General features: G+C 74.5%; 20 protein-coding genes. 12 read left to right on the top strand and 8 right to left on the bottom strand.

The features are described 5' to 3' along the window. Positions 1-3: 3 nt before the first annotated feature. The 3 genes from IR170_RS15780 (at position 4) to IR170_RS19635 (ending at position 2,955) form a co-directional block, all read left to right on the top strand. Positions 4-450: a heat shock protein transcriptional repressor HspR gene (locus IR170_RS15780; protein WP_193665620.1), complete on the top strand. Its 447-nt coding sequence runs from the start codon at positions 4-6 to the stop codon at positions 448-450. A 110-nt stretch (positions 451-560) separates the two neighbouring features. After that, the gene (locus IR170_RS15775; protein WP_056863306.1) at positions 561-1,871 is read left to right on the top strand and encodes a hypothetical protein; all 1,311 of its coding nucleotides are present in this window, start codon (positions 561-563) and stop codon (positions 1,869-1,871) included. Positions 1,872-1,875: 4 nt separating this feature from the next. Beyond that, positions 1,876-2,955: an Abi-alpha family protein gene (locus IR170_RS19635; protein WP_319805117.1), complete on the top strand. Its 1,080-nt coding sequence runs from the start codon at positions 1,876-1,878 to the stop codon at positions 2,953-2,955. On the opposite strand, the gene IR170_RS20435 is transcribed toward IR170_RS19635, so the two are convergent. Genes IR170_RS20435 through IR170_RS15755 form a run of 3 tightly spaced genes read right to left on the bottom strand, consistent with a single transcriptional unit; the run spans position 2,939 to position 5,612 of the window. Next, complete coding sequence (locus IR170_RS20435) at positions 2,939-4,099, bottom strand: ATP-binding response regulator (RefSeq protein ID WP_193665618.1); 1,161 nt, start codon at positions 4,097-4,099, stop codon at positions 2,939-2,941. The genes IR170_RS19635 and IR170_RS20435 overlap by 17 nt on opposite strands. After that, positions 4,096-4,761 (bottom strand): hypothetical protein, encoded by a 666-nt coding sequence (locus IR170_RS15760; protein ID WP_193665616.1) that lies wholly within the window; start codon positions 4,759-4,761, stop codon positions 4,096-4,098. Before IR170_RS15760 ends, IR170_RS20435 begins: the two co-directional genes overlap by 4 nt. Beyond that, the gene (locus tag IR170_RS15755) at positions 4,761-5,612 is read right to left on the bottom strand and encodes a hypothetical protein (protein ID WP_193665614.1); all 852 of its coding nucleotides are present in this window, start codon (positions 5,610-5,612) and stop codon (positions 4,761-4,763) included. The genes IR170_RS15760 and IR170_RS15755 overlap by 1 nt, the downstream gene beginning before the upstream one ends. A gap of 277 nt (positions 5,613-5,889) precedes the next feature. On the opposite strand from IR170_RS15755, the gene clpB reads away from it, so the two are divergent. From clpB to IR170_RS15740, 3 genes are all read left to right on the top strand, one after another. Next, complete coding sequence (clpB, locus tag IR170_RS15750; RefSeq protein WP_193665612.1) at positions 5,890-8,502, top strand: ATP-dependent chaperone ClpB; 2,613 nt, start codon at positions 5,890-5,892, stop codon at positions 8,500-8,502. 89 nt (positions 8,503-8,591) lie between these two features. Beyond that, positions 8,592-9,824: a hypothetical protein gene (locus IR170_RS15745; protein WP_193665610.1), complete on the top strand. Its 1,233-nt coding sequence runs from the start codon at positions 8,592-8,594 to the stop codon at positions 9,822-9,824. Between the two features lie 73 nt (positions 9,825-9,897). Beyond that, positions 9,898-10,647 carry an ABC transporter permease gene (locus IR170_RS15740; protein ID WP_193665608.1) on the top strand — a complete coding sequence of 250 codons (750 nt, stop codon included), beginning with the start codon at positions 9,898-9,900 and terminating at the stop codon, positions 10,645-10,647. 30 nt (positions 10,648-10,677) lie between these two features. Here the strand turns inward: IR170_RS15740 and IR170_RS15735 are convergent, their stop codons facing one another. Then, complete coding sequence (locus IR170_RS15735) at positions 10,678-11,847, bottom strand: pyridoxal phosphate-dependent aminotransferase (RefSeq protein WP_193665606.1); 1,170 nt, start codon at positions 11,845-11,847, stop codon at positions 10,678-10,680. Positions 11,848-11,890: 43 nt separating this feature from the next. Between IR170_RS15735 and pyrE the strand changes: the two genes are divergently transcribed. Both pyrE and IR170_RS15725 read left to right on the top strand, forming a co-directional pair. Beyond that, a complete protein-coding gene (gene pyrE, locus IR170_RS15730) occupies positions 11,891-12,436 on the top strand; it encodes an orotate phosphoribosyltransferase (RefSeq protein WP_228943131.1) in 546 nt (181 codons plus the stop codon). Between the two features lie 60 nt (positions 12,437-12,496). Beyond that, on the top strand, positions 12,497-13,168 hold the full coding sequence (locus tag IR170_RS15725; protein WP_193665602.1) for a DedA family protein: 672 nt from the start codon (positions 12,497-12,499) through the stop codon (positions 13,166-13,168). Here the strand turns inward: IR170_RS15725 and IR170_RS15720 are convergent. Further along, positions 13,155-13,919, bottom strand: coding sequence for a DedA family protein (locus IR170_RS15720; RefSeq protein ID WP_251535156.1), 765 nt, complete (start codon positions 13,917-13,919; stop codon positions 13,155-13,157). The two genes, IR170_RS15725 and IR170_RS15720, sit on opposite strands and share 14 nt — an antisense overlap. Before the next feature lie 170 nt (positions 13,920-14,089). On the opposite strand from IR170_RS15720, the gene IR170_RS15715 reads away from it, so the two are divergent. Beyond that, entirely contained in the window at positions 14,090-14,746 is a 657-nt protein-coding gene (locus IR170_RS15715; RefSeq protein ID WP_193665738.1) for a TrmH family RNA methyltransferase, read from the top strand. Here the strand turns inward: IR170_RS15715 and IR170_RS15710 are convergent. Next, positions 14,743-15,054 (bottom strand): hypothetical protein, encoded by a 312-nt coding sequence (locus tag IR170_RS15710; protein WP_227489398.1) that lies wholly within the window; start codon positions 15,052-15,054, stop codon positions 14,743-14,745. The two genes, IR170_RS15715 and IR170_RS15710, sit on opposite strands and share 4 nt — an antisense overlap. A gap of 36 nt (positions 15,055-15,090) precedes the next feature. Further along, complete coding sequence (locus tag IR170_RS15705; RefSeq protein WP_193665600.1) at positions 15,091-15,606, bottom strand: DUF2867 domain-containing protein; 516 nt, start codon at positions 15,604-15,606, stop codon at positions 15,091-15,093. Positions 15,607-15,683: 77 nt separating this feature from the next. On the opposite strand from IR170_RS15705, the gene fbaA reads away from it, so the two are divergent. The 3 genes from fbaA (at position 15,684) to IR170_RS15690 (ending at position 18,447) form a co-directional block, all read left to right on the top strand. Further along, positions 15,684-16,715, top strand: a complete 1,032-nt coding sequence (gene fbaA, locus IR170_RS15700) for a class II fructose-bisphosphate aldolase (protein WP_056863316.1) — start codon at positions 15,684-15,686, stop codon at positions 16,713-16,715. 133 nt (positions 16,716-16,848) lie between these two features. Then, positions 16,849-17,277 (top strand): DUF3151 domain-containing protein, encoded by a 429-nt coding sequence (locus IR170_RS15695; protein ID WP_082500095.1) that lies wholly within the window; start codon positions 16,849-16,851, stop codon positions 17,275-17,277. Positions 17,278-17,427: 150 nt separating this feature from the next. Next, positions 17,428-18,447 (top strand): type IV toxin-antitoxin system AbiEi family antitoxin domain-containing protein, encoded by a 1,020-nt coding sequence (locus IR170_RS15690; protein WP_193665598.1) that lies wholly within the window; start codon positions 17,428-17,430, stop codon positions 18,445-18,447. Between the two features lie 127 nt (positions 18,448-18,574). On the opposite strand, the gene lysS is transcribed toward IR170_RS15690, so the two are convergent. Next, positions 18,575-20,332, bottom strand: a complete 1,758-nt coding sequence (gene lysS, locus IR170_RS15685) for a lysine--tRNA ligase (RefSeq protein WP_193665596.1) — start codon at positions 20,330-20,332, stop codon at positions 18,575-18,577. Positions 20,333-20,437 lie beyond the last annotated feature (105 nt).

The raw sequence follows: 20,437 nt of genomic DNA, 5'->3' as shown, positions 1-20,437 counted from the left end.
CCCGTGGCCCAGCGCGACCCCTTCGAGCCGTCCTACGACGCGGCCGTCTACGTCATCTCCGTCGCCGCGGAGCTGACGGGCCTGCACCCGCAGACCCTGCGCACCTACGAGCGCCTGGGCCTGATCACGCCGGGTCGCACCGGCGGCGGGGGACGTCGTTACTCCCACCGCGACATCGAGCTGCTGCGGGTGATCTCCGAGCTCACCTCGGCCGGCATCGGGATCGAGGGCGTGCGCCGGATCCTCGACCTGGAGAACCACGTGGCCGCGCTGACCGCGCGCAACGCCGAGCTGGCCGACGAGCTCGACCGCACCCGGGCCGCGCTCCAGCAGGCGCTCTCCGCGCGGCGGGCCGACGCCTCGGCCCCCGCGCTGCCCAACAAGCTGCCGGTGCTGCGGCGACCCGACCCGGGTCAGTCGCTCGTGGTGTGGCGCCGCGGTCGCGGCTGAGCCGCTCGCAGGCGGGAGCGTGACGCGGAACACCCGTCCACCGACAGGAGCGGGGCGCTAGTCTTCGGCCACCACCCGGCCGGACGGCCGGGCACGAAGGGGTGCTCAGGGTGCAGTGGTTGCTCGACGTGCTGGCCGCGTGGGCCGACGACGTCAAGTGGGTCCACTTCCTCACGATCCCGGTCTTCACCGGCGTCATCGGCTGGCTCATCAACTGGTCGGGGCTGTGGATGCTCTTCAGTCCCGTGCGCTTCCACGGCGTGCGCGTGCCGGGCATGCGCGAGCTGGTCTCGGTGCTGCCGCGCAAGGTGCAGGAGGTGCCGGGGCTGCTCCAGGGCGGCCTGGGCTGGCAGGGGATCATCCCGGCGCGCGCGGCCAAGATGGGCAGCATCGCCGTCGACAAGGCCATCGCCAAGCTCGGCACCCCGGCGGAGTTCTACCAGCAGCTGGAGCCCGACCAGATCGCCGAGCACATCGTCACCGTCTTCCGCCCCGAGCTGCCCGAGCTCGTCGACGGGGTGATGCGCCGCGAGCACCCGCGCCTGTGGCGCGACCTGCCCGGGCCGGTGCGGCGTGCGGTGGTCGAGCGGGTCGACGCCCAGCTGCCGACCGTGGTGGGGCGGGTGACCACCGAGATCGGCACCCACATCGACCAGCTGCTCGACCCCAAGATCATGGTGATCGACCACTTCCGCGACAACCCCTCGCTGGTGGTGCGGATCTTCCGCGACTTCGGCCAGCGCGAGCTGAACCTGATGGTCACCTTCGGCTTCGTCTTCGGCTTCCTGCTCGGCATCCCCGTGGCGGTGGTCGACTCGATCTTCGGCCTGTGGTGGCTGCTGCCGGTGCTCGGCGTCGTGGTCGGCTGGATCACCAACGCGCTGGGCATGTGGCTGATCTTCGAGCCCCCGGAGCCGCGTCGCATCCTGGGCGTCAGGGTCCACGGGCTCTTCCCGCGCCGCCAGCCGGAGGCCGCGGAGGTCTACGCCCGCATCATCGCCGACGACGTCATCACCCTCGAGCGCATCGGCGACTTCCTGCTCGACGGCCCCCGCGGCGACCGTACGCGGGCGATGCTGGCCACCGCCCTGCGGCCGGCCATCGACCTCGCGGTCGGGCCGGCGCGCGGCGCGGTGCGGGTCGCGGTGGGCAGCGACCGCTTCGACACGATCCGCGACTCGGTGGCCCAGGACCTCGTGGGCCGCACGCTCACGCCCTTCCGTGACAAGGACTTCAGCGCGCGCCAGGCCGAGAAGATCCGGGTGCTGGTGGCGCGCCGCACCAAGGAGCTGCCGCCGCGCGACTTCGTCGAGATGATGCGGGCGGCCATCAAGGAGGACGAGTGGATGCTCTACGCCCACGGCGCCATCATGGGGCTGGCAGGCGGCTTCCTGCACCTGTGGATCTTCGGAGTGGGGTGAGGGCGTGAGCGACACCGCCGACAGGCGAGCGGGCGCAGCCGACAGGCGAGCAGGCACCGCCGACGGGCGCGGGACGACGGGCGAGCGGCGCGCGCGTGCGGGCGAGCCGCCCGCGCTGCCGCCGTACGTCGCCCCGGGCCCGGCCGCCCGCGACGGTCAGGGCCTCACCGGTCGCCTGGCGCCGGCCGTCGAGGCGCTGCCCGGGCTGGGCCGGGTGGCCGCATCGGCCGCCTGGCACACGACCGGCTGGGGGGTGCGCACCTCGGCGCGCACGAGCCGACGCTTCCTGCGCGCGGTGCGCGACCCCGACGAGGCCGCGGCGCTGGCCAAGGACGCCACGCAGGCCGCCACCGTGGTCAGCGACCTGACCCGCTCGGTGTCGTCGGGCACCCCGATCGGCAAGGCGCTGGCGCACGCGGCCGAGGCCTTCGGCGAGATCGTCGAGAGCGAGCCGGTGGTCACCGGCCAGGTCGTCTCCTACGGCGGCCACGCCACGCGCCGCGACGAGGCGCCGCCGCCCCTGAGCCTGCGCGAGCAGGGCGCCCGGCTGCTCGAGCGCTCCCGCGACGTGTGGGAGACCGAGTCCTCGCACCCGGCCTACGGGCGGATCCTCGGCGAGGTGGCCCCCGACGAGGCGCGCATCCTGCTGCTGCTCCTGCGCGGCGGGCCGCAGCCCAGCGTCGACGTGCGCACCGGCGGGCCGATCGGCATGGTCAACAGCCAGCTCATCGCGCCGGGGCTGACCATGATCGGCGGGCGGGCGGGGTGCCGCTACCTCGACCAGGTGCCGGCCTACCTCAACAACCTCTTCCGCCTCGGGCTGGTGTGGTTCAGCCGGGAGGCCCTGCGCGACCCGATGGACTACCAGGTGCTGGAGGCCCAGCCCGACGTGCTCGCGGCGGTGCACTCGGTGCGCTTCGCCAAGGTCGTGCGGCGCAGCATCCACCTCACGCCCTTCGGCGAGGACTTCTGCCGCACCTGCCTGATCGACGAGGAGTCGGCCGCGGTGGAGTTCCCCGCCCACGCCACACCGCCGGAGTCGGAGGCCGGCGACACGCCCCGCGCGGTCACCCCCGAGGGCTGAGCCCGGGGTCGGTGGCCGGGCCCGCGGCCGCCGACAGCGTGAGGGTGAAGACCGACCCGCCTCCGGCCCGGGGGAGGTGCTCCACGCTGCCGCCGTGGGCCTGCGCGAGCGCACGGACGACGGCGAGGCCCAGTCCGGTGCCGCTGGAGGCGCTGCCGCCGGCGCGGCTGAACTCGTCGAACAGCCGCGGGCGGAACGCCTCGGGCACGCCCGGACCGCGGTCGGTGACGTCGATGCACACCCGTCCGGGCAAGGGCGAGGGTCGCACGACCACGGCGTACGGCGGGGCGGCGTACTTGCTGGCGTTGCGCAGCAGGTTGCCGACCATCTGCTGCAGGTGCAGCGGGTCGGCGAGCAGCGGTCGCGGGTCGTGCACCCGCACCTCGACCTCGTGCTGCTGGTCCTCGGCCAGCGCCCGCAGCAGCGGCTCCGGGTCGAGGTGCTGCAGCATCGGGTCGAGGGTGCCGCGGCGCGACTGCGCGCAGGCGAGGAGATCGGCGGTGATGGCGTCGAGCAGCCAGGCCTGCCGGGCCATGGCGGCCATCATCCGGCGCCGCTGCTCGTCGCCGATCCGGGGGTCGGCGGAGGCCTCGGCCATGCCGCGCAGCACGGTGACCGGCCCCCGGATCTCGTGGGCCGCGGTCGCGATCGCGCGGCGCAGCAGGGCGGCCTCCTCCCCGGGGTCCGCCCTGATGTGCTCACCGGGGTCCTCGCCGGTCGGGGCCGGGTCGGGCGGTACGGGCGCGGTGCGCGGCGGGCCGGGGTCGGCGTCCGCCAGCAGCGCGTCGATGCGGGAGAGGATCGTGACCAGGGGCGTGCCCTTCTGCACGTAGCCGTGGGCGCCGGCCCGCAGCGCCCGGTCGGCCACCTGCTCGGCGCCGAAGCCGGACAGCACGACGATCGTGCTGGCCGGGCTGCCACGGCGCAGGTGGGGCAGCGCCTCGAGGCCGTCCATCACCGGCATCGACAGGTCGAGGAGCACGAGGTCGGGCTGCTGCTGCTCCACGACGGTGATGCCCGACCTCCCGTCGCCGGCCTCGCCGACGACGACGTGGCCGTGGTGGGTCAGGCACAGCCGCAGCATGTCGCGCAGGTCGGCGGTGTCGTCGACGATCACCGTGCGCGCAGGGCGCGCGGCGCTCACGGGCGCTGCCCCTCGTCCCCGCCGACGGTGCCGCTGCCGGTGACCGTGCCGCTGCCGGTGCTGCCGCCACCGGGGTCACCGGCGGCCGCGGAGCGCACCAGGTCGAGGCGGTGCGGGCTGCTGCCGAGCAGGTCGGTGATGATCCGCCCCGCCGCCGCCACCGAGGAGTCGACGGCGGCGCGGGCCCGCTCGGTCTCGCCGAGCTCGAGGGCCATCTGCGCGACGACCATGCGCTGCAGCACGGTGTCGTTGAGCTCGAGGGCCTGCTGCTCGCGGGCCCGGAGGTCCTCGAAGAGCTGGGCGCCGCGCATGAGCGAGCCGAAGCCGCGTCGCAGCGACCAGTAGTGGACGGCCACGACGGCGCCCACGACGTCCCAGCCCGAGAGCGTCCAGTCCCAGGCCTGCCGCATGGCCAGGCCGCTGGGGTCGTCCACGCCGAGGGAGGGCAGCGCCATGTGCAGGGCGTGGGAGCCGTGGTGGACGGCGCAGGTGAGGAAGATGGCCGCGGTCGCCGCGGCCAGCCGGTTGGCGCGCAGCTGGCGGCTGCGGGCCAGCGGCACGACGATGGCGAGCACGATGAGCAGGTAGGCCACGGCGATGACGGTGTTGGCGGCCAGGCCCACCACCCACGACTCCGGGCGCCAATCCGTCCACGAGCCCATCAGGACCCCGCCGGGGCCAGCAGCGGGAGGAGCGCCACGGCGGCGAGGACGGCCACGCAGGCGACGCAGCCGGCCCGCGCCACGACGTGCCAGACCGACCAGGCGGGCGGCGCGACCAGGGGCTCGTCGGCGCGCAGCGCCAGCACGACGCAGGCCAGCGCGACCAGCTCCGCGGCCACCGCCACGAGGTCCCACGCGCCCACCGCCTCGGGGCGCGGCATCAGCCCCCAGGGCAGACCGTGCAGCCGGGTCAGGGCCCACAGCGCGAGGCACAGGGCGCCGAGCGCGGCGCCGACGCGCAGCAGGGCGGCGCTCGGACGGGTGAGGGCCAGCGCCGACCATGCGACCTGGGCCAGGGAGGTGAGGGCGAAGAAGGCGCCGAAGAGGAGGGACTCGCGCAGGTGGGCGGGCCCCATGGCGGCGTGAACCCCGGCCGCCGTGGTCGTGGCGACCACCGCCAGCGGCAGGAGCAGTCGCCGGGTGCGCTGGCCGTGCTGGCCCTGCTGGCTGTGCTGGCTGTGCCGGCGCGACCGGACCGGGGGAGCGGTCGTCGGCACGGCCCGGTCGAGCAGCCCCAGGCCGGAGCGCAGGGCCGCGACCCGGGCGTCGTGCCCGCTGTGGGGCTCCCGGACGTGGCCCCGTTCGTGGCCGGTCCCGGGGCCTGCCCGGTGGGCTGCGCGCCGGCCGGCGCCGGTCGGAGCACCCGGCTCGGGGGCGGGGCGCGGGGCGCCGGCGGAGGGCGTGCGGCGAGGCAGCAGCAGCGCCGCCACCCCGGCCAGTCCGAGCAGCAGCAGCGTCACGTGGGCGGCGTGGAGCAGCCAGGCGGACTCCACCTCCGGTGGCAGCGCCATGGGGCTCCTCCCGCGCCCGGGCCCCCGCCTGGTCGCTCTCGCCTCGGAGGCTAAGCCCGCCGACGGCCCCGGCGGCAGGGCCGACCGGGTTTCTTTGCCTGCTGACGCGGCGCGGGCGTGCAGCGGTCAGATCAACAAAGTTGAGCGGAACAGACTAAACTCCTGGTGCGTTGATCCCGGTGACGGGCACACTCGGAGCCGTCGGTCGACGTCCTCGTCCCCGCACCGCGCGGGGTCGGCGAGGCGCACCCCACGCCAGCACCCGCAGGAGACACCCATGAGCCAGTTCGGCGCCGACAAGTTCACCACCCGCAGCCGCGAGGCCATCGAGGCCGCGCAGCTCTCCGCCACCACGGCCGGCAACAGCGTCACCGAGCCGGTCCACCTCCTCGTGGCGCTGCTGCGCCAGGGCGACGGCGTGACCCGCAGCCTGGTCACCAAGGCCGGGGTCGACGCCACGGCGCTGACCTCGACCGCCGAGGCCGTGATGGCCGCGCTGCCGAAGGCGAGCGGGGCCACGGTCCAGCAGCCGGCCGCCTCCGCCGCGCTGACCCGGGTGCTGGCCGGTGCGCTCGACCTGGCCGCGGGCATGAAGGACGACTACGTCGCCACCGAGCACCTGCTGGTGGCGCTGGCCGGCACCGAGAGCCCGGCGCAGAAGGTGCTGCTCGACGCCGGCCTCAGCGAGGCCGGGCTGCGCGAGGGCCTCGGCGCGGTGCGCGGCAGCCGCCGGGTCACCAGCCAGGACGCGGAGTCGACGTACGAGGCGCTGGAGAAGTACTCCGTCGACCTCACCGCGCTGGCCGAGGAGGGCGGGCTCGACCCCGTCATCGGGCGCGACGCGGAGATCCGCCGCGTCGTGCAGGTGCTGAGCCGGCGCACCAAGAACAACCCCGTGCTCATCGGCGAGCCCGGCGTGGGCAAGACCGCCGTGGTCGAGGGCCTGGCCCAGCGCGTGGTCGCGGGCGACGTGCCCGACTCGCTCAAGGGGCGCCGGGTGCTCAGCCTCGACCTGGCCGCGATGGTGGCCGGTGCGAAGTACCGCGGCGAGTTCGAGGAGCGGCTCAAGGCCGTGCTCGAGGAGATCAAGGACGCCGGCGGGCAGGTCATCACGTTCATCGACGAGCTGCACACGGTGGTCGGCGCGGGCGCCGGCGGCGACTCGGCCATGGACGCCGGCAACATGCTCAAGCCGATGCTGGCGCGCGGCGAGCTGCACATGATCGGTGCCACCACCCTCGACGAGTACCGCGAGCGGATCGAGAAGGACCCCGCCCTCGAGCGCCGCTTCCAGCAGGTGCTGGTGGGCGAGCCCAGCGTCGAGGACACCATCCAGATCCTGCGCGGCGTCCAGGAGAAGTACGAGGCCCACCACGGCGTGCGCATCACCGACGCCGCGCTGGTCGCCGCGGCCACCCTGTCCGACCGCTACATCACCGGGCGCCAGCTGCCCGACAAGGCCATCGACCTCATCGACGAGGCCGCCTCGCGGCTGCGCATGGAGATCGAGTCCAGCCCGGAGGAGATCGACCGGCTGCGCCGGCGCGTGGAGCGGCTCAAGATGGAGGAGTTCGCGCTGGCCAAGGAGAGCGACGAGGCCTCGGTCGAGCGGCTGGCCCGGCTGCGCGCCGACCTCGCCGACCACGAGGAGGAGCTGCGCGGCCTCGAGGCGCGCTGGGAGCAGGAGAAGGCGACGCTGGAGGACGAGGGCGAGCTGCGCCGGCGCCTCGACGCGGTGCGGGTGCACGCCGACAAGCTGATGCGCGAGGGCCGTCTCGACGAGGCCAGCGAGATCCTCTACGGCCAGATCCCCGCGCTGGAGAAGTCGCTGGCCCAGGCGGCCGCCACCGCCCAGCGCAGCGCCGACGGCAGCGAGGGCCCGCAGCTGGAGCCCCTGGTCGGCGAGGAGGTCGGCGCCGAGCAGATCGCCGACGTCGTGGAGGCCTGGACCGGCATCCCCACCGGCCGCATGCTCCAGGGCGAGACGGCCAAGCTGCTCGAGATGGAGGCGGTCATCGGCGAGCGCCTCATCGGCCAGCGCGAGGCGGTCGGCGCGGTCAGCGACGCCGTACGCCGCTCCCGCGCCGGCATCGCCGACCCGCACCGGCCCACCGGCAGCTTCCTCTTCCTCGGCCCCACCGGCACGGGCAAGACCGAGCTGGCCAAGGCGCTGGCCGACTTCCTCTTCGACGACGAGCGCGCGATCGTGCGCATCGACATGAGCGAGTACTCCGAGAAGCACGCGGTCTCGCGGCTGGTCGGTGCGCCTCCGGGCTACGTCGGCTACGACGAGGGCGGCCAGCTCACCGAGGCGGTGCGCCGCCGGCCCTACTCCGTCGTGCTGCTCGACGAGGTCGAGAAGGCCCACCCCGAGGTCTTCGACATCCTGCTCCAGGTGCTCGACGACGGCCGGCTCACCGACGGCCAGGGCCGCACCGTCGACTTCCGCAACACGCTGCTGATCCTCACCAGCAACCTGGGCTCGCAGCACCTGGTCGACCCGCTGCTCGACCCCGAGAAGCGACGCGAGTCGGTGCTCGCGGTGGTGCGGGCCTCCTTCAAGCCCGAGTTCCTCAACCGGCTCGACGAGATCGTGCTCTTCGACGCCCTCACCAAGGACGAGCTGACCCACATCGTCGACCTGCAGCTGGCGCTGCTGGAGAAGCGTCTGGCCGTGCGCCGGATCGCGATCGAGGTCAGCGACGAGGCCCGCACGTGGCTGGCCGAGACCGGCTACGACCCGGCCTACGGCGCCCGGCCGCTGCGCCGGCTGATCCAGACCGCGATCGGCGACCCGCTGGCCCGGCTGCTCATCGGCGGCGAGGTCTCCGACGGCGGCCGGGTGCGGGTCGAGGTCGGCGACGACGGGCTGGCGCTGGTCACCGGCTGAGCCGGGCGGCCCGGGCGGCCCTGTCGGTCCACCCGGCCCCGGGCCCGTCCGGCCCGGGGCCGCTGGGCGCGGTCTGGGAGGATGACGCCATGAGCGAGGCCACCCCCACCCGCCCCCGGCAGGTGACGATCGCCGGCTGGCTCATCATCGTCGGCTCCGTCGTCGTCGTGCTGGCGGTCTACGACCAGATCACCCGGCTGACGTCGCTGGAGACCCGGGAGACGATCGAGACCTTCCTCGGCGAGCCCCCCGGCGACGGGCTGGGACTGGAGACCACCGACGTCGTCACGCTGCTGCGCGTCATCGGCATGGTCACCGGAGCCTGCGCGGCGGCCGCCGCGGTGCTCGGCTGGTCGGTGCTGCAGCGCTCCAAGCCGGCGCGCCTCGCGCTGGCCGTGCTCGCGGTGCCGCTCTTCCTCGGCGGGCTGGTCAGCGGGGGCTTCACCTCCTCCCTGGTCGCGGTGGCCGCGCTGCTGCTGTGGCTCCAGCCCGCGCGCGACTGGTTCGACGGGGTCACCCCGCGCCAGCGCGACGACGAGCGCGCGGCGGCCGACCGGGCCGCCGACCGGGCCGCGGGTCGCACCACGCCGCCGGGTGGATCCGACGGGCCCGCGCCCGGTGGGTGGCCGCCGGCGTACCCGCCCGTCGGCTCGCCGCAGGACCCGCAGGACCGGTCCTCGGGCCAGACGCCGGGTCCGGGGGCGGAGGCGCCCGCCCCCCGGAGCGGGCCGCAGGTCGACGGGGAGCAGGGCCGGCCGGCGCCGTGGACCGGCTTCGGGTCGGCGGCGGCCTCGCGCCCCGACCAGCAGGCCCGGCCCGACCAGCGGGTCACGCCCTACGTCGGCCACCCCGTGCCCGGGCGCCCGTCGCGGCGGCCCTCGGCGGTGGTGTGGGCGTGCTCGCTGACCTGGGCCTTCAGCGGCCTGGTCGCGCTGGGCATGGTGCTGACCGCCGCGGTCATCACGGCCGCGCCCGACATGCTCTTCGACGAGGTCTACCGGCAGAACCCCGCCCTCGCCGACGCCGACCTCAGCCGCTCCGACCTCACCACGGCGGTCTACGCCATGGCCGGGGTCGTCGTGGTGTGGGCGGTGGTCGCGAGCGTCGTGGCCGTGCTCGCCTTCCGCGGCAGCAACGGCGGACGCCTCGGGCTGGTCGTCTCCTCGGCCCTGGCCGCCGGCCTCTTCCTGGTCACCGCGGTCACCAGCCTGGTGATGGCGCTGCCGCTGGCGGCCTGCGTGGCCACCGTGGTGCTGCTGTCGCGGCCCGAGGTGCGCCGGTGGTACGCCGAGCGGCGCACGGCCGGCCGCGCCCGGCCCTGAGACCGCGGGCGGGTCCGGCGGGGCGCGCTCGCGGGTGAGCCCGGCGGGGCGCGCGGCGTGGGAGCATGCCGCCATGAGCGACCAGTACCCGCCCTCCGGACCCACCCCCTCCGGTCAGGACCCCTTCGGCCAGCAGCAGCCGAACCCCTACGGCCAGCCGCAGCAGGGTCAGAGCCCCTACGGCCAGCCCCAGCCGCCGGAGAACCCGTACGGGCAGCCGCAGCAGGGTCAGAACCCGTACGGGCAGCCGCAGCAGGGCCAGAACCCCTACGGCCAGCCCGGCTACGGCCAGCAGCCCGACGCCTACGGCAGCACGCCCTACGGCACCCAGCCCTACGGGGCCGGCCCCTACGGCTCGGCCACCGACCCCGACAAGCGGCCCGGCCGCGTCACCATCGCCGCGGTGATCGCCCTCGTGCTCTCGGCGCTCGTGGCGCTGGTCTTCGGCTTCGTGACCGTCGCCGTGGCCGCCGCCCGCGACCAGATCGTCGACGAGCTCGAGCGCGAGCTGCGCAACCAGCCCGGCGCGGCCGACCTCTCGCCCGACGCGCTGGCCACGGCGGTGCTCGTCGTGTCGCTGGTCGTGGCCGTGTGGGCGGTGCTCGGCATCGTGTTCGCGGTGATGACGCTGCGCCGCTCCAAGGCCGGCCGGATCCTGCTGGTGATCTCCTCGGTCCTCACCGCGGTCGTCAGCCTGCTCGCGATCGGCTCCCTGGTCTCGGTGGTGACGCTGGCGGCCTCGATCGCCGTCGTGGTCATGGTCTTCACCGGCGGCGCCAACGACTGGTTCGCCCGCCGCGGCGCCACTCCCGCGCAGTACTGAGTCCCGCGCCGGCGCCGGCGACGGCCCGGGTCAGCGGGTCAGGTCGGCGGCGCCGAGGCGGGCGAGGCCCTCGGTGACGACGTCGGTGGTCTTGCAGAAGGCCCACCGCACGAGGTGCCGCCCGGCCTCGGGGTCGTCGTAGAAGCCCTGGAGGGGCACCGCGACGACCCCGGCCCGCTCGGGCAGCGCCAGGCAGAGCTCGAGGCCGTCGCGCCAGCCGAGGTGGGCGGTGTCGGTGAGGGCGAAGTAGGTGCCCTCCGGCACCCGCGGGTCGAGCCCGAGCCCGCGCAGACCCGCGCACAGCAGGTCGCGGCGCTGCTGGAGATCGGCGGCCAGGCGACGCGGGAAGTCGGGCTCGTGGTCGAGGGCGTGGGCCACGGCGGGCTGCAGCGGCGCTCCCGAGGTGAAGGTCAGCCACTGCTTGGCGGCCAGCACGGCGCCGACCAGGTCGGCCGGCCCGGTGGCCCAGCCGACCTTCCACCCGGTGAACGACCACGACTTGCCCGCGCTGGAGAGCGTGAGGGTCCGCCCGGCCATGCCGGGCAGCGTCGCGAGCGGCACGTGCTCGTGGTCGTCGAAGACGAGGTGCTCGTAGACCTCGTCGGTGACCACGACGAGATCGTGCGCGAGCGCCACGTCGGCGACGACCTGGAGCTCGGCGCGGGTCAGCACGGTGCCGGTGGGGTTGTGCGGGGAGTTCAGCAGCAGCAGGCGCGTGCGCGGCGTGACCGCGGCCCGCAGCGCGTCGGCGTCGAGGCGGAAGTCGGGGGCGCGCAGGGTGACGCCCCGGCGCACCCCGCCGGCCATCTGCACCATGGCGTCGTAGGAGTCGTAGGACGGCTCGAGGAGCACCACCTCGTCGCCCGGGTCGAGCAGACCCAGCAGCGCGGCCGCGACGCCCTCGGTGGCGCCCGTGGTGACGACGACCTCGGTGTCGGGGTCGAGCTCGATGCCGTAGTGGCGCGCCTGGTGGCGCGCCACCGCCTGCCGCAGCGCCGGCACGCCGGGGCCCGGGGCGTACTGGTTGGCGCCCGCGCCCAGCGCCTCCACCGCCCGCGCGATCACCTCGGGCGGGCCGTCGACGTCGGGGAAGCCCTGGCCGAGGTTGACCGATCCCGTGCGTGCGGCGAGGGCCGACATCTCGGAGAAGATCGTCGGGGCGATCCCGTGGAGGCGGCGGGCGAGACGGGTGCGGGCCATGGCCGCCACGCTAGCCGCGGCCCCGGCACGGTTGAATGGGCCCGTGAGCCAGACCCCGCACGAGACCGACGCGACCCTCGCCGCCGACATCGACGCCTGCTGCCGCCTCAGCGGCACCTTCACGCTGCGCTCGGGCCAGACGGCCTCGGAGTACTTCGACAAGTACCTCTTCGAGTCCGACCCCGCGCTGCTGGCCCGCGTGGCCCGGCAGATGGTCGGCCTGCTGCCCGACGACACCGAGCTGCTCGGCGGCCTCGAGCTCGGCGGCGTGCCGATCGCGACGACCGTCTCGGGCCTCACCGGCCACCGCGCGCTCTTCGTGCGCAAGCAGGCCAAGGAGTACGGCACCTGCAAGCTCGCCGAGGGCCCCGACGTCGCCGGGCGCCGGGTGACGCTCATCGAGGACGTCATCACCACCGGGGGCGCGGTGCGCGACGCCACGCGGGCGCTGCGCGAGGCCGGCGCGGTCGTCGAGGTCGTCGTGTGCGCCATCGACCGCAGCCCGGCGGGCGAGAACCCGCTCGCCGACGTCGGCCTCGAGGTGCGCCCCGTGCTCACCAAGGCCCAGCTCGACGCCGCCCGGGGCTGACCCGGGGCCGACCCGGCCCTCGCACAGGCGCCGCTCAGGGGCGCCCTCTACCCTGCGAGCATGCCGCTCACCCCGCTGACCGCCGTGCTCTCGGCCTCCGACGCCACCGGCGCCGACCTGACCGGGTTCGCCGGCTGGGCCGTCGACGTGATGGAGAGGCTCGGGGTGGTCGGCGCCGGCGCGCTGATCGCGCTGGAGAACCTCTTCCCGCCGCTGCCGAGCGAGATCGTGCTGCCGCTGGCCGGCTTCACCGCGAGCCGGGGCGACTTCGGCCTGGTCGAGGCGATCGTGTGGACCACCGTCGGCTCGGTGCTCGGGGCGCTGGTGCTCTACGGCCTGGGCGCCGTCTTCGGCCGCGACCGGGTCTTCCGGCTGTGGAAGATGCTGCCGCTGGTCGACGAGAACGACTTCCTGCGCACCGAGGCGTGGTTCGGCCGCCACGGCCGCAAGGCCGTCTTCTTCGGGCGCATGGTGCCGATCTTCCGCAGCCTCATCTCCATCCCCGCCGGCGTCGAGCGGATGCCGCTGTGGCAGTTCCTGGCGCTGACCACGCTCGGGTCGCTGATCTGGAACTCCGTCTTCGTGGTCGCCGGCTTCCAGCTCGGCGAGCAGTGGCAGGAGGTCGAGCCGGTCGTGGCCTACCTGCAGTACGCCGTGATCGCGGCGGTCGCGCTCTTCGTGGCGTGGTTCGTCATCCGCAAGGTGCGCGGGCGCCGGGTCAGCGCGGGCTGAGCCCGCGCCCGGCGCCCGCCCCGGCGTCGTGGGCGGCCTCGGCGCGCGAGTGGCGGCGCGAGCGCCACCACTCCAGGGCGATCGGCACGGCGGTGAAGAGCAGGATGGCGAAGATGGCCAGGTCGATGTTGTCCTCCAGCCACGGCACCCGCTCGCCGAGGACGTAGCCGAGCACGGTGATCGAGAGCACCCACGCGACGCCGCCGACGAGGCTCCACAGGTAGAACGTCGCCCGCGACATCAGCGTGATGCCGGCGACGACCGTGACGTAGGTGCGCACGAAGGCGACGAAGCGCCCCGCGACCAGCGCCTTCTTGCCGTGGCGGTGGAAGAACATCTCGGTGTGGTCGAGGTGCTTCTTCTTGAGGATCCGCCCGTCGTGCTCGCGCAGGGGCGGCCCGAGGCGGCGCCCGATCTCGTAGCCCACGACGTTGCCCAGCCAGGCCGCCGCGGTGAGCAGGGCCAGCGCGATCGCCAGCTCCACGGGCGGGGAGAAGGGGAAGAGGTCGAGCTGCCCGGTGGCGATGAAGATGCCGGTGGCGAAGAGCAGGCTGTCGCCGGGCAGGAACGGGAAGAACAGCCCGCACTCGACGAAGACGATGAGCAGGCTCAGCCAGAACAGCGCGCTCCCGAACTCCGCGAGCAGCCACTGGGGGTCCATGAGGTCGATGCCCAGGAACTGCGCCGACAGCAGCGGCGACGGCGCCGAGGAGAGCATCGACGAGAGCAGCGGCGACACGGCGGTGGTCACCCGACGAGCGTACTCGCCGGACTGCCGGTAGGACCGGCGGGTGAGGAGGGCTCTCAGGCGCGGCGTCGGGGACGGTGGCGGCGGGGCCTAGGCTGCGCCGCGTGGAGCAGCAGCCGGGGGAGCGGGCCGACCGGGCCGACGAGGCCGACCGGCGGGCGCCGTACGACCCGATGCCCCACGGACCGGCCGAGGTCGGGGTCGGCCCCTGGGAGGGGCCCCGGCCCGAGGGGCCGGGGTCGGAGGTCTACGACGCCGAGCTGCTGGCCGCCGGCGACCGGCGCAACGTCGTCGACCGCTACCGGTACTGGTCGGTGGCCGCGATCGTCGCCGACCTCGACACCCGCCGCCACGACTTCCACGTCGCCATCGAGAACTGGCAGCACGACGTCAACATCGGCGCGGTCGTGCGCACCGCCAACGCGTTCCTGGCCGCCGAGGTGCACATCGTGGGCCAGCGGCGGTGGAACCGCCGCGGCGCGATGGTGACCGACCGCTACCAGCACCTGCGCCACCACCCGACCGCGGAGGACCTCGCGGCCCACCTGGCCGGGCTGCCCGGCGGTCCGGTGCCACTGCTGGGCATCGACAACCTGCCCGGATCGCAGCACCTCGAGACGATGGCCGTGCCGCGTCGGGTCTGCTTCCTCTTCGGCCAGGAGGGCCCGGGCCTCTCCGAGGGTGCGCGGGCGGCCTGCGACGGCACGTTCTCGATCGCGCAGTTCGGCTCCACCCGCTCCATCAACGCCTCGGCCGCCGCCGCGATCGCCATGCACGCGTGGGTGCGCACCCACGCCGACCTCGCCGGTGAGGACGCCTGGCGCGGCTAGCGCGTCGAGGACCGCACGGGCCGGCAGCCCGCGTCGTCGCACACGCGCTCGGCGCGTCCGCGCGACAGCGTCTGCGCCAGGCCCAGCGTCCAGCAGGTCGGGCACCCGCGCCACGACACCACGGCCAGCGGCAGGAGCAGCAGCCACCAGGCGCTCTGGCCCGCGAGGCCCAGCCCGGCGACGGCGAGCACCAGCCCCACCACGCCGCGCGCGAGGTGCTCGGCCACCGAGCCGCTGGCGAAGAGCTCGCGCACCGGGTCGTCCTCGGGCGCGCGGGTGTCCTCGGGCGCGCGGGTGGTGGTGGTCACCGGCTCAGCCTAGGCGGCCCGTGGTCGAGGGAGCGCTCAGGCGGTGACGTCGCGGACCACGCGGTGGTGCACCAGCTCGGTGAGCAGCTCGCGGGCCGGGAGGTCGGTCAGCAGGTAGGCCCGGCCGGGGAGCCCGCCGAGGAACGAGCCGGGGGTGAAGGTCACGGAGTTCTCCACCCGGCACACCGACCCGTCGGGGCCCGTCAGCGGGGTGACGGTGGTGCGCCAGGTGACCAGGCCCGGCGCGCGCACCGCGGCGTCGAGCACCAGCCGGTGGCCGGTGGTCCCGCCCGAGCCGTGCGGGCCGGCGGCGACCACGCGCCAGAAGCCGGCCGTGTCGCCCGCGCGCAGCTGCGGGTGCTCCGGCACCGGCCAGCGGCGGCCCCGGCCCAGGGTGAGCCGGTCGATCGCCCCGCGGACGGCGAAGGGGGCGGCGTCGACGTACCACCGCTCGGCGGCGCCGGCCGCGGTGACCGCGCGCCAGGCGTGCTCGGCGCTGACCGGCAGGTCGCTGGCCCGGGTGGTGGTGCGCAGGGTGCTCCGTCGGTGCATGGGACCGAGGCTACGGGTGACCCGCACGGTCTAGGGTGGGCGGCGTCGCAGCCAGACCCCGCCCGAGGAGACCCGCCGTGCCCATCGCCACCCCCGAGATCTACGCCCAGATGCTCGACACCGCCAAGGAGCGGGGCTTCGCCTTCCCGGCGATCAACGTGTCGTCGTCGCAGACGCTCAACGCCGCGCTCAAGGGCTTCGCCGACGCCGGGTCCGACGGCATCATCCAGGTCTCGACCGGCGGTGCGGAGTACCTCTCGGGCCCCTCGGTGAAGAACATGGTGACCGGCTCGGTCGCCTTCGCGGCCTACGCCGCCGAGGTCGCCAAGGCCTACCCCGTCAACATCGCGCTGCACACCGACCACTGCCCGAAGGACAAGCTCGACGGCTTCGTGCGCCCGCTGCTCGACCTCTCCGCCGAGCGCGTCAAGGGCGGCCAGCTGCCGCTGTTCCAGTCGCACATGTGGGACGGCAGCGCCGTGCCGCTGGAGGAGAACCTCGTCATCGCCGAGGAGCTGCTCGCCAAGGCCGCCGCGGCCCACATCATCCTCGAGGTCGAGATCGGTGTCGTCGGCGGCGAGGAGGACGGCGTCGCCAACGAGATCAACGAGCAGCTCTACACCACCCCCGAGGACGCCCTCGCCACGATCGAGGCCCTCGGCGCCGGCGAGAAGGGCCGCTACATGACCGCCCTGACCTTCGGCAACGTCCACGGCGTCTACAAGCCGGGCAACGTCAAGCTGCGCCCCGAGATCCTCAAGGCCGCGCAGGAGGCCGTCGCGCAGAAGCTCGGCCTCGCCGCCGACGCCAAGCCCTTCGACCTGGTCTTCCACGGCGGCTCCGGCTCCTCGGCCGAGGAGATCGGCGCGGCCGTCGACTACGGCGTGGTGAAGATGAACGTCGACACCGACACCCAGTACGCCTTCACCCGCCCCGTCGCCGCCCACATGTTCAGCAACTACGACGGCGTGCTCAAGGTCGACGGCGAGGTCGGCAACAAGAAGGCCTACGACCCCCGTGCCTGGGGCAAGGCCGCCGAGGCCGGCATGGCCGCCCGCATCGTCGAGGCCTGCGAGCACCTGCGCTCCTCCGGCAAGGCCGTCTCCTGACCGCGCGCTGACCTCCATCGGCGCTGAGCGGCGCACTCAGCGCCCGACGACGCCCCGGCCGACCGGCCGGGGCGTCGTCGCGTCGGGACCCCCGCCGGGGACGCGCGTCGCGCCCGGGGGACACAATGCAGCCATGAGCCCCGTGACCCCCGGCATGGACCTGATGGCCGGTCCGCCGCCCACCCACCTGCCCGCCGACCCCGCCACGACCGCGCTCGCCGCGGGCGAGTCGCCGACCGACGTCGTACGCCACCACCCGGCGTCCCCGTCGGCCTGGGCGGCGCTCGCCACCGAGGCCGCCGCGGCCGACGCCGACGCCGTGGTCGTCTACGCCTACTCCCGGGTCGGCTACCACCGCAGCCTCGACCTGCTGCGTCGCAACGGCTGGAAGGGCCACGGGCCCGTGCCGTGGGAGCACGAGCCCAACCGCGGCTTCCTGGTCTGCCTGTCGCTGCTGGCCAAGTCGGCCCGCGCCATCGGCGAGACCGACGAGTGGGAGCGCTGCCGCGACTTCCTGCGCGACTCCAGCCCCACCGGCTACGCCGCGCTCCTCGGCGACTGACGCGGCGGGCGCCACTTACTGACCGTTGAGACCACTGCCTGACTGTTGTGACAGTCAGGTGGTGCGAGCAACGGTCAGTAAGTGCCGGCCGTCGGCGGTCGCTGTGGAGAGCGACCGCTGCGCAGCGGCAGGCTCGGCCATGCTGGTCGCATGACTCCCGAGCTGCGAGCACTCCTCAGTGCCGAGGGCGGTCTCGTGACGCGTCAGGACGCGCTCGACGGCGGCCTGACCCCCTCCGCGATCACAGGTCTCCTGCGCTCCGGGGTCTGGCTGCCCGTGCGTCGCGGGGTGTACGTCGACGCCACGGTGTGGGAGGCCGCCGACGAGGACCGTGGCCGACCGCGTCTGCGCACCCGCGCGGCCGTCAGCACCATGCGCCGTGGGTGGGTGCTCAGCCACGACTCCGCGGCTCACGAGTGGGGCATGGCCCTCCTCCGGTGCGACGAGCCGCTCGTGCACGTCACCCGACCAGGCTACTCGAGCGCGTGGACGCGGTACGGCGTCAAGCACCACTACGCACGCTTCGCCCCGCGGCAGGTCTGCCAGGTGGAGGACATGCGGGTGCTCGACCGGGCTCGGGTGGCGGTCGACATCGGCAGGGAGCACGGCTCCCGGCACGGGCTCGTCGCCTGCGACTCCGCACGCCGCCTCGGCACATCGCTCGACGAGCTGTACTCGGCACTGTCGCCGATGGACCACTGGCCCGGGGTGCGTGCCGCTCGGGAGGCGGTGGACCGCAGCGACGCCGGCGCGCAGAGCCCCGCCGAGACGCTGGCACGGGAGCTCCTCGTCGAGCTCGGCCTGGGGACGGTGGAGACGCAGTTCCCCGTCCGTACGCCGCGGACGACCTTCTGGTGCGACCTGAGGATCGGCAACCACGTGTTCGAGGTCGACGGACGGGTCAAGTACGTGCCCACCGACCTCGGCGGCCTCGCCGACCGGAGTGCCCATGACGTCGTCTGGGAGGAGAAGCAGCGTGAGCGGCTGATCGCCGCCGAGGGCCTGGGCGTCTCCCGCATCTTCTGGTCCGACCTCTGGGGCTCGGCGCGGGCCGAGGCGCACGCCCGTCTGCGTCAGGAGTTCGCGGTCACCTGCGAGCGGTTCGGCCGCACTCTGTCGCCGCGTCTCGCAGCAAGCGCAGCCGCCCTGCGTCAGACGCGTTCCGCCTGACACGCCGCCTCGACGGCTCACCGTGCCGTGTGACATCCCGCGTCTTACTGACCGTTGGGACCACTGACCGACAGTCATGACTGTCAGCCAGTGGTAGCAACGGTCAGTAAGACGCAGCGGCGGCCGCCTACGTCGGCGGGGTGAGCAGCCGCCGGACGGTGTCGGAGCCCAGGGCCAGGAAGAGCGTGGGCAGGCGCGGGCCGCGGTCGGCGTCGACGAGCAGGTTGTAGAGCAGCTTGAAGAACGCCTTCTGGTCGGCCTTGACCTGGTCGGTCGGGGCGTCGTCGAGACCCAGGCCCCGGCCCAGCTTCGGCACGCCGTAGACCAGCGTGGTGGTCTCGTCGAGGTCGAGACGGTCGGGCAGCCGGTCGAGGAGGTGGCGCAGCCACAGCTCCTCGTCGTCGCCGAGGCGGGCCAGCCGGGCGGCGTCGGGCTCGGTGCGCACGGTGGTGCGCTCCGACTCGGGGACGTACTCGCCGGTCCAGGTCATCGCGCGGCCCAGCCGCGGCTCGAGGTCCTCGACGGAGTCGTGGTCGTGGCCGACCTCGCGCACGATGCGGCTGATGAGGTCGGCGCTGCCCGCGGTCACGTCGGCCACCGACGAGAGCAGGCGGAAGGGCACCACGACCGCGGGCACCGGCAGGCGACCGGCCGTCGCGGTCGCGCTGGCGCGCTCGAAGGCCAGCACCTGCGCGTCGCGCTTGGCGGGGTCGGCGGCCTTGCGGCCCAGTGCGTCCCACTCGTCGTAGAGGCGCACCACCTCCGGGCCGAAGTCGACGTTGAAGGCCTGCTTGGGCTGGCGGCGCACGTAGAGCCAGCGCAGCACCGGCGCCTCGAGGATCTGCAGGGCGTCGGCCGCGGTCGGCACGCCACCGCGCGAGGAGGACATCTTGACCTGCCCGCCGGCGCCGACGAAGGAGTAGCCGACGAACGACGGGGCGCGGCCGTCGTAGAGCTTCACCAGCTCCTTACCCACGGTGTAGGACGACCCCGGGCTGGCGTGGTCGACGCCGCCGGGCTCGAAGTCGACGCCCTCGACGGCCCAGCGCATCGGCCAGTCGACCTTCCAGACCAGCTTGCCCTCGTCCTGGGTGCGCAGGTTGGTGACGCCCTCGAAGGGGCACGAGGTGCAGGTGTAGGCCAGGTCGGCGGAGTCGTCGTCGTAGGACGTGATGATCGTGGTGTCGCGCCCGCAGTCGCGGCAGTAGGGCTTGTAGGGGAAGCGCGCGAGGTCGTTGGTGGCGCCGAGGCCCGAGGGGTTGCCGTCGTCGCCGTCGTTGGCGACCGAGTCGGCGAGCGCCGCGGCCTCCTCGGCCGACTCGGCGGCCTCGCTGAGCGGGGCGGCCTTGGTGCGGTAGCGCGCCATCACGGTCTCGATGCGGTCGCGCTGGGCCACGGCGTGCAGGATCTGCTCGCGGTAGGCCCCCGCGCGGTAGCGCTCGGTCTGGGAGACCTCCTCCATCTCCACGCCGAGGGCGCGCAGCGAGGCCACGAGCGGCTCCTTGAAGTGATCGGCCCACGAGTCGTGGCACTCCCACGGGTCGGGCACGCCCGAGAGCGGGCGCCCGATGTGGTCGGCCCACGACGGGTCCACCCCGGCGGGGACCTTGCGGAAGCGGTCGTAGTCGTCCCAGCTGTGCAGGTGGCGCACGGGCAGCCCGCGGCGTGCGAGCTCGTCGGCGACGAAGTGCACGGTGAGGAACTCGCGCAGGTTGCCCAGGTGCACCGGCCCCGACGGGCTCGCCCCCGAGGCGCAGGTGATCGGCCGCCCCGACTCCGGGGTCCAGCCGCCCTGCTCGGCGTGGCGCACGGCGTCGTCGGCCGCGCGGGTGACCCAGTCGACAGGAGCCTGAGGGGCCCCGTCTCGTGCTGTGCCTCGTGCCATCGGGGTGCTGCTCCTGCTCTCGTCCGTGACGCCCGCAGGGGCGCGTCGGACGGCGTGGTGGGACCGGTCGGGACGTCTCGCGGGCCCGCGGTGGGACGCCCCAAC

The organism is Nocardioides kribbensis, from assembly GCF_015070375.1.
GTDB lineage: Bacteria > Actinomycetota > Actinomycetes > Propionibacteriales > Nocardioidaceae > Nocardioides > Nocardioides kribbensis.
The sequence above is the reverse complement of the archived record's forward strand: the minus strand, read 5'-3'. Positions and strand labels throughout refer to the sequence as shown.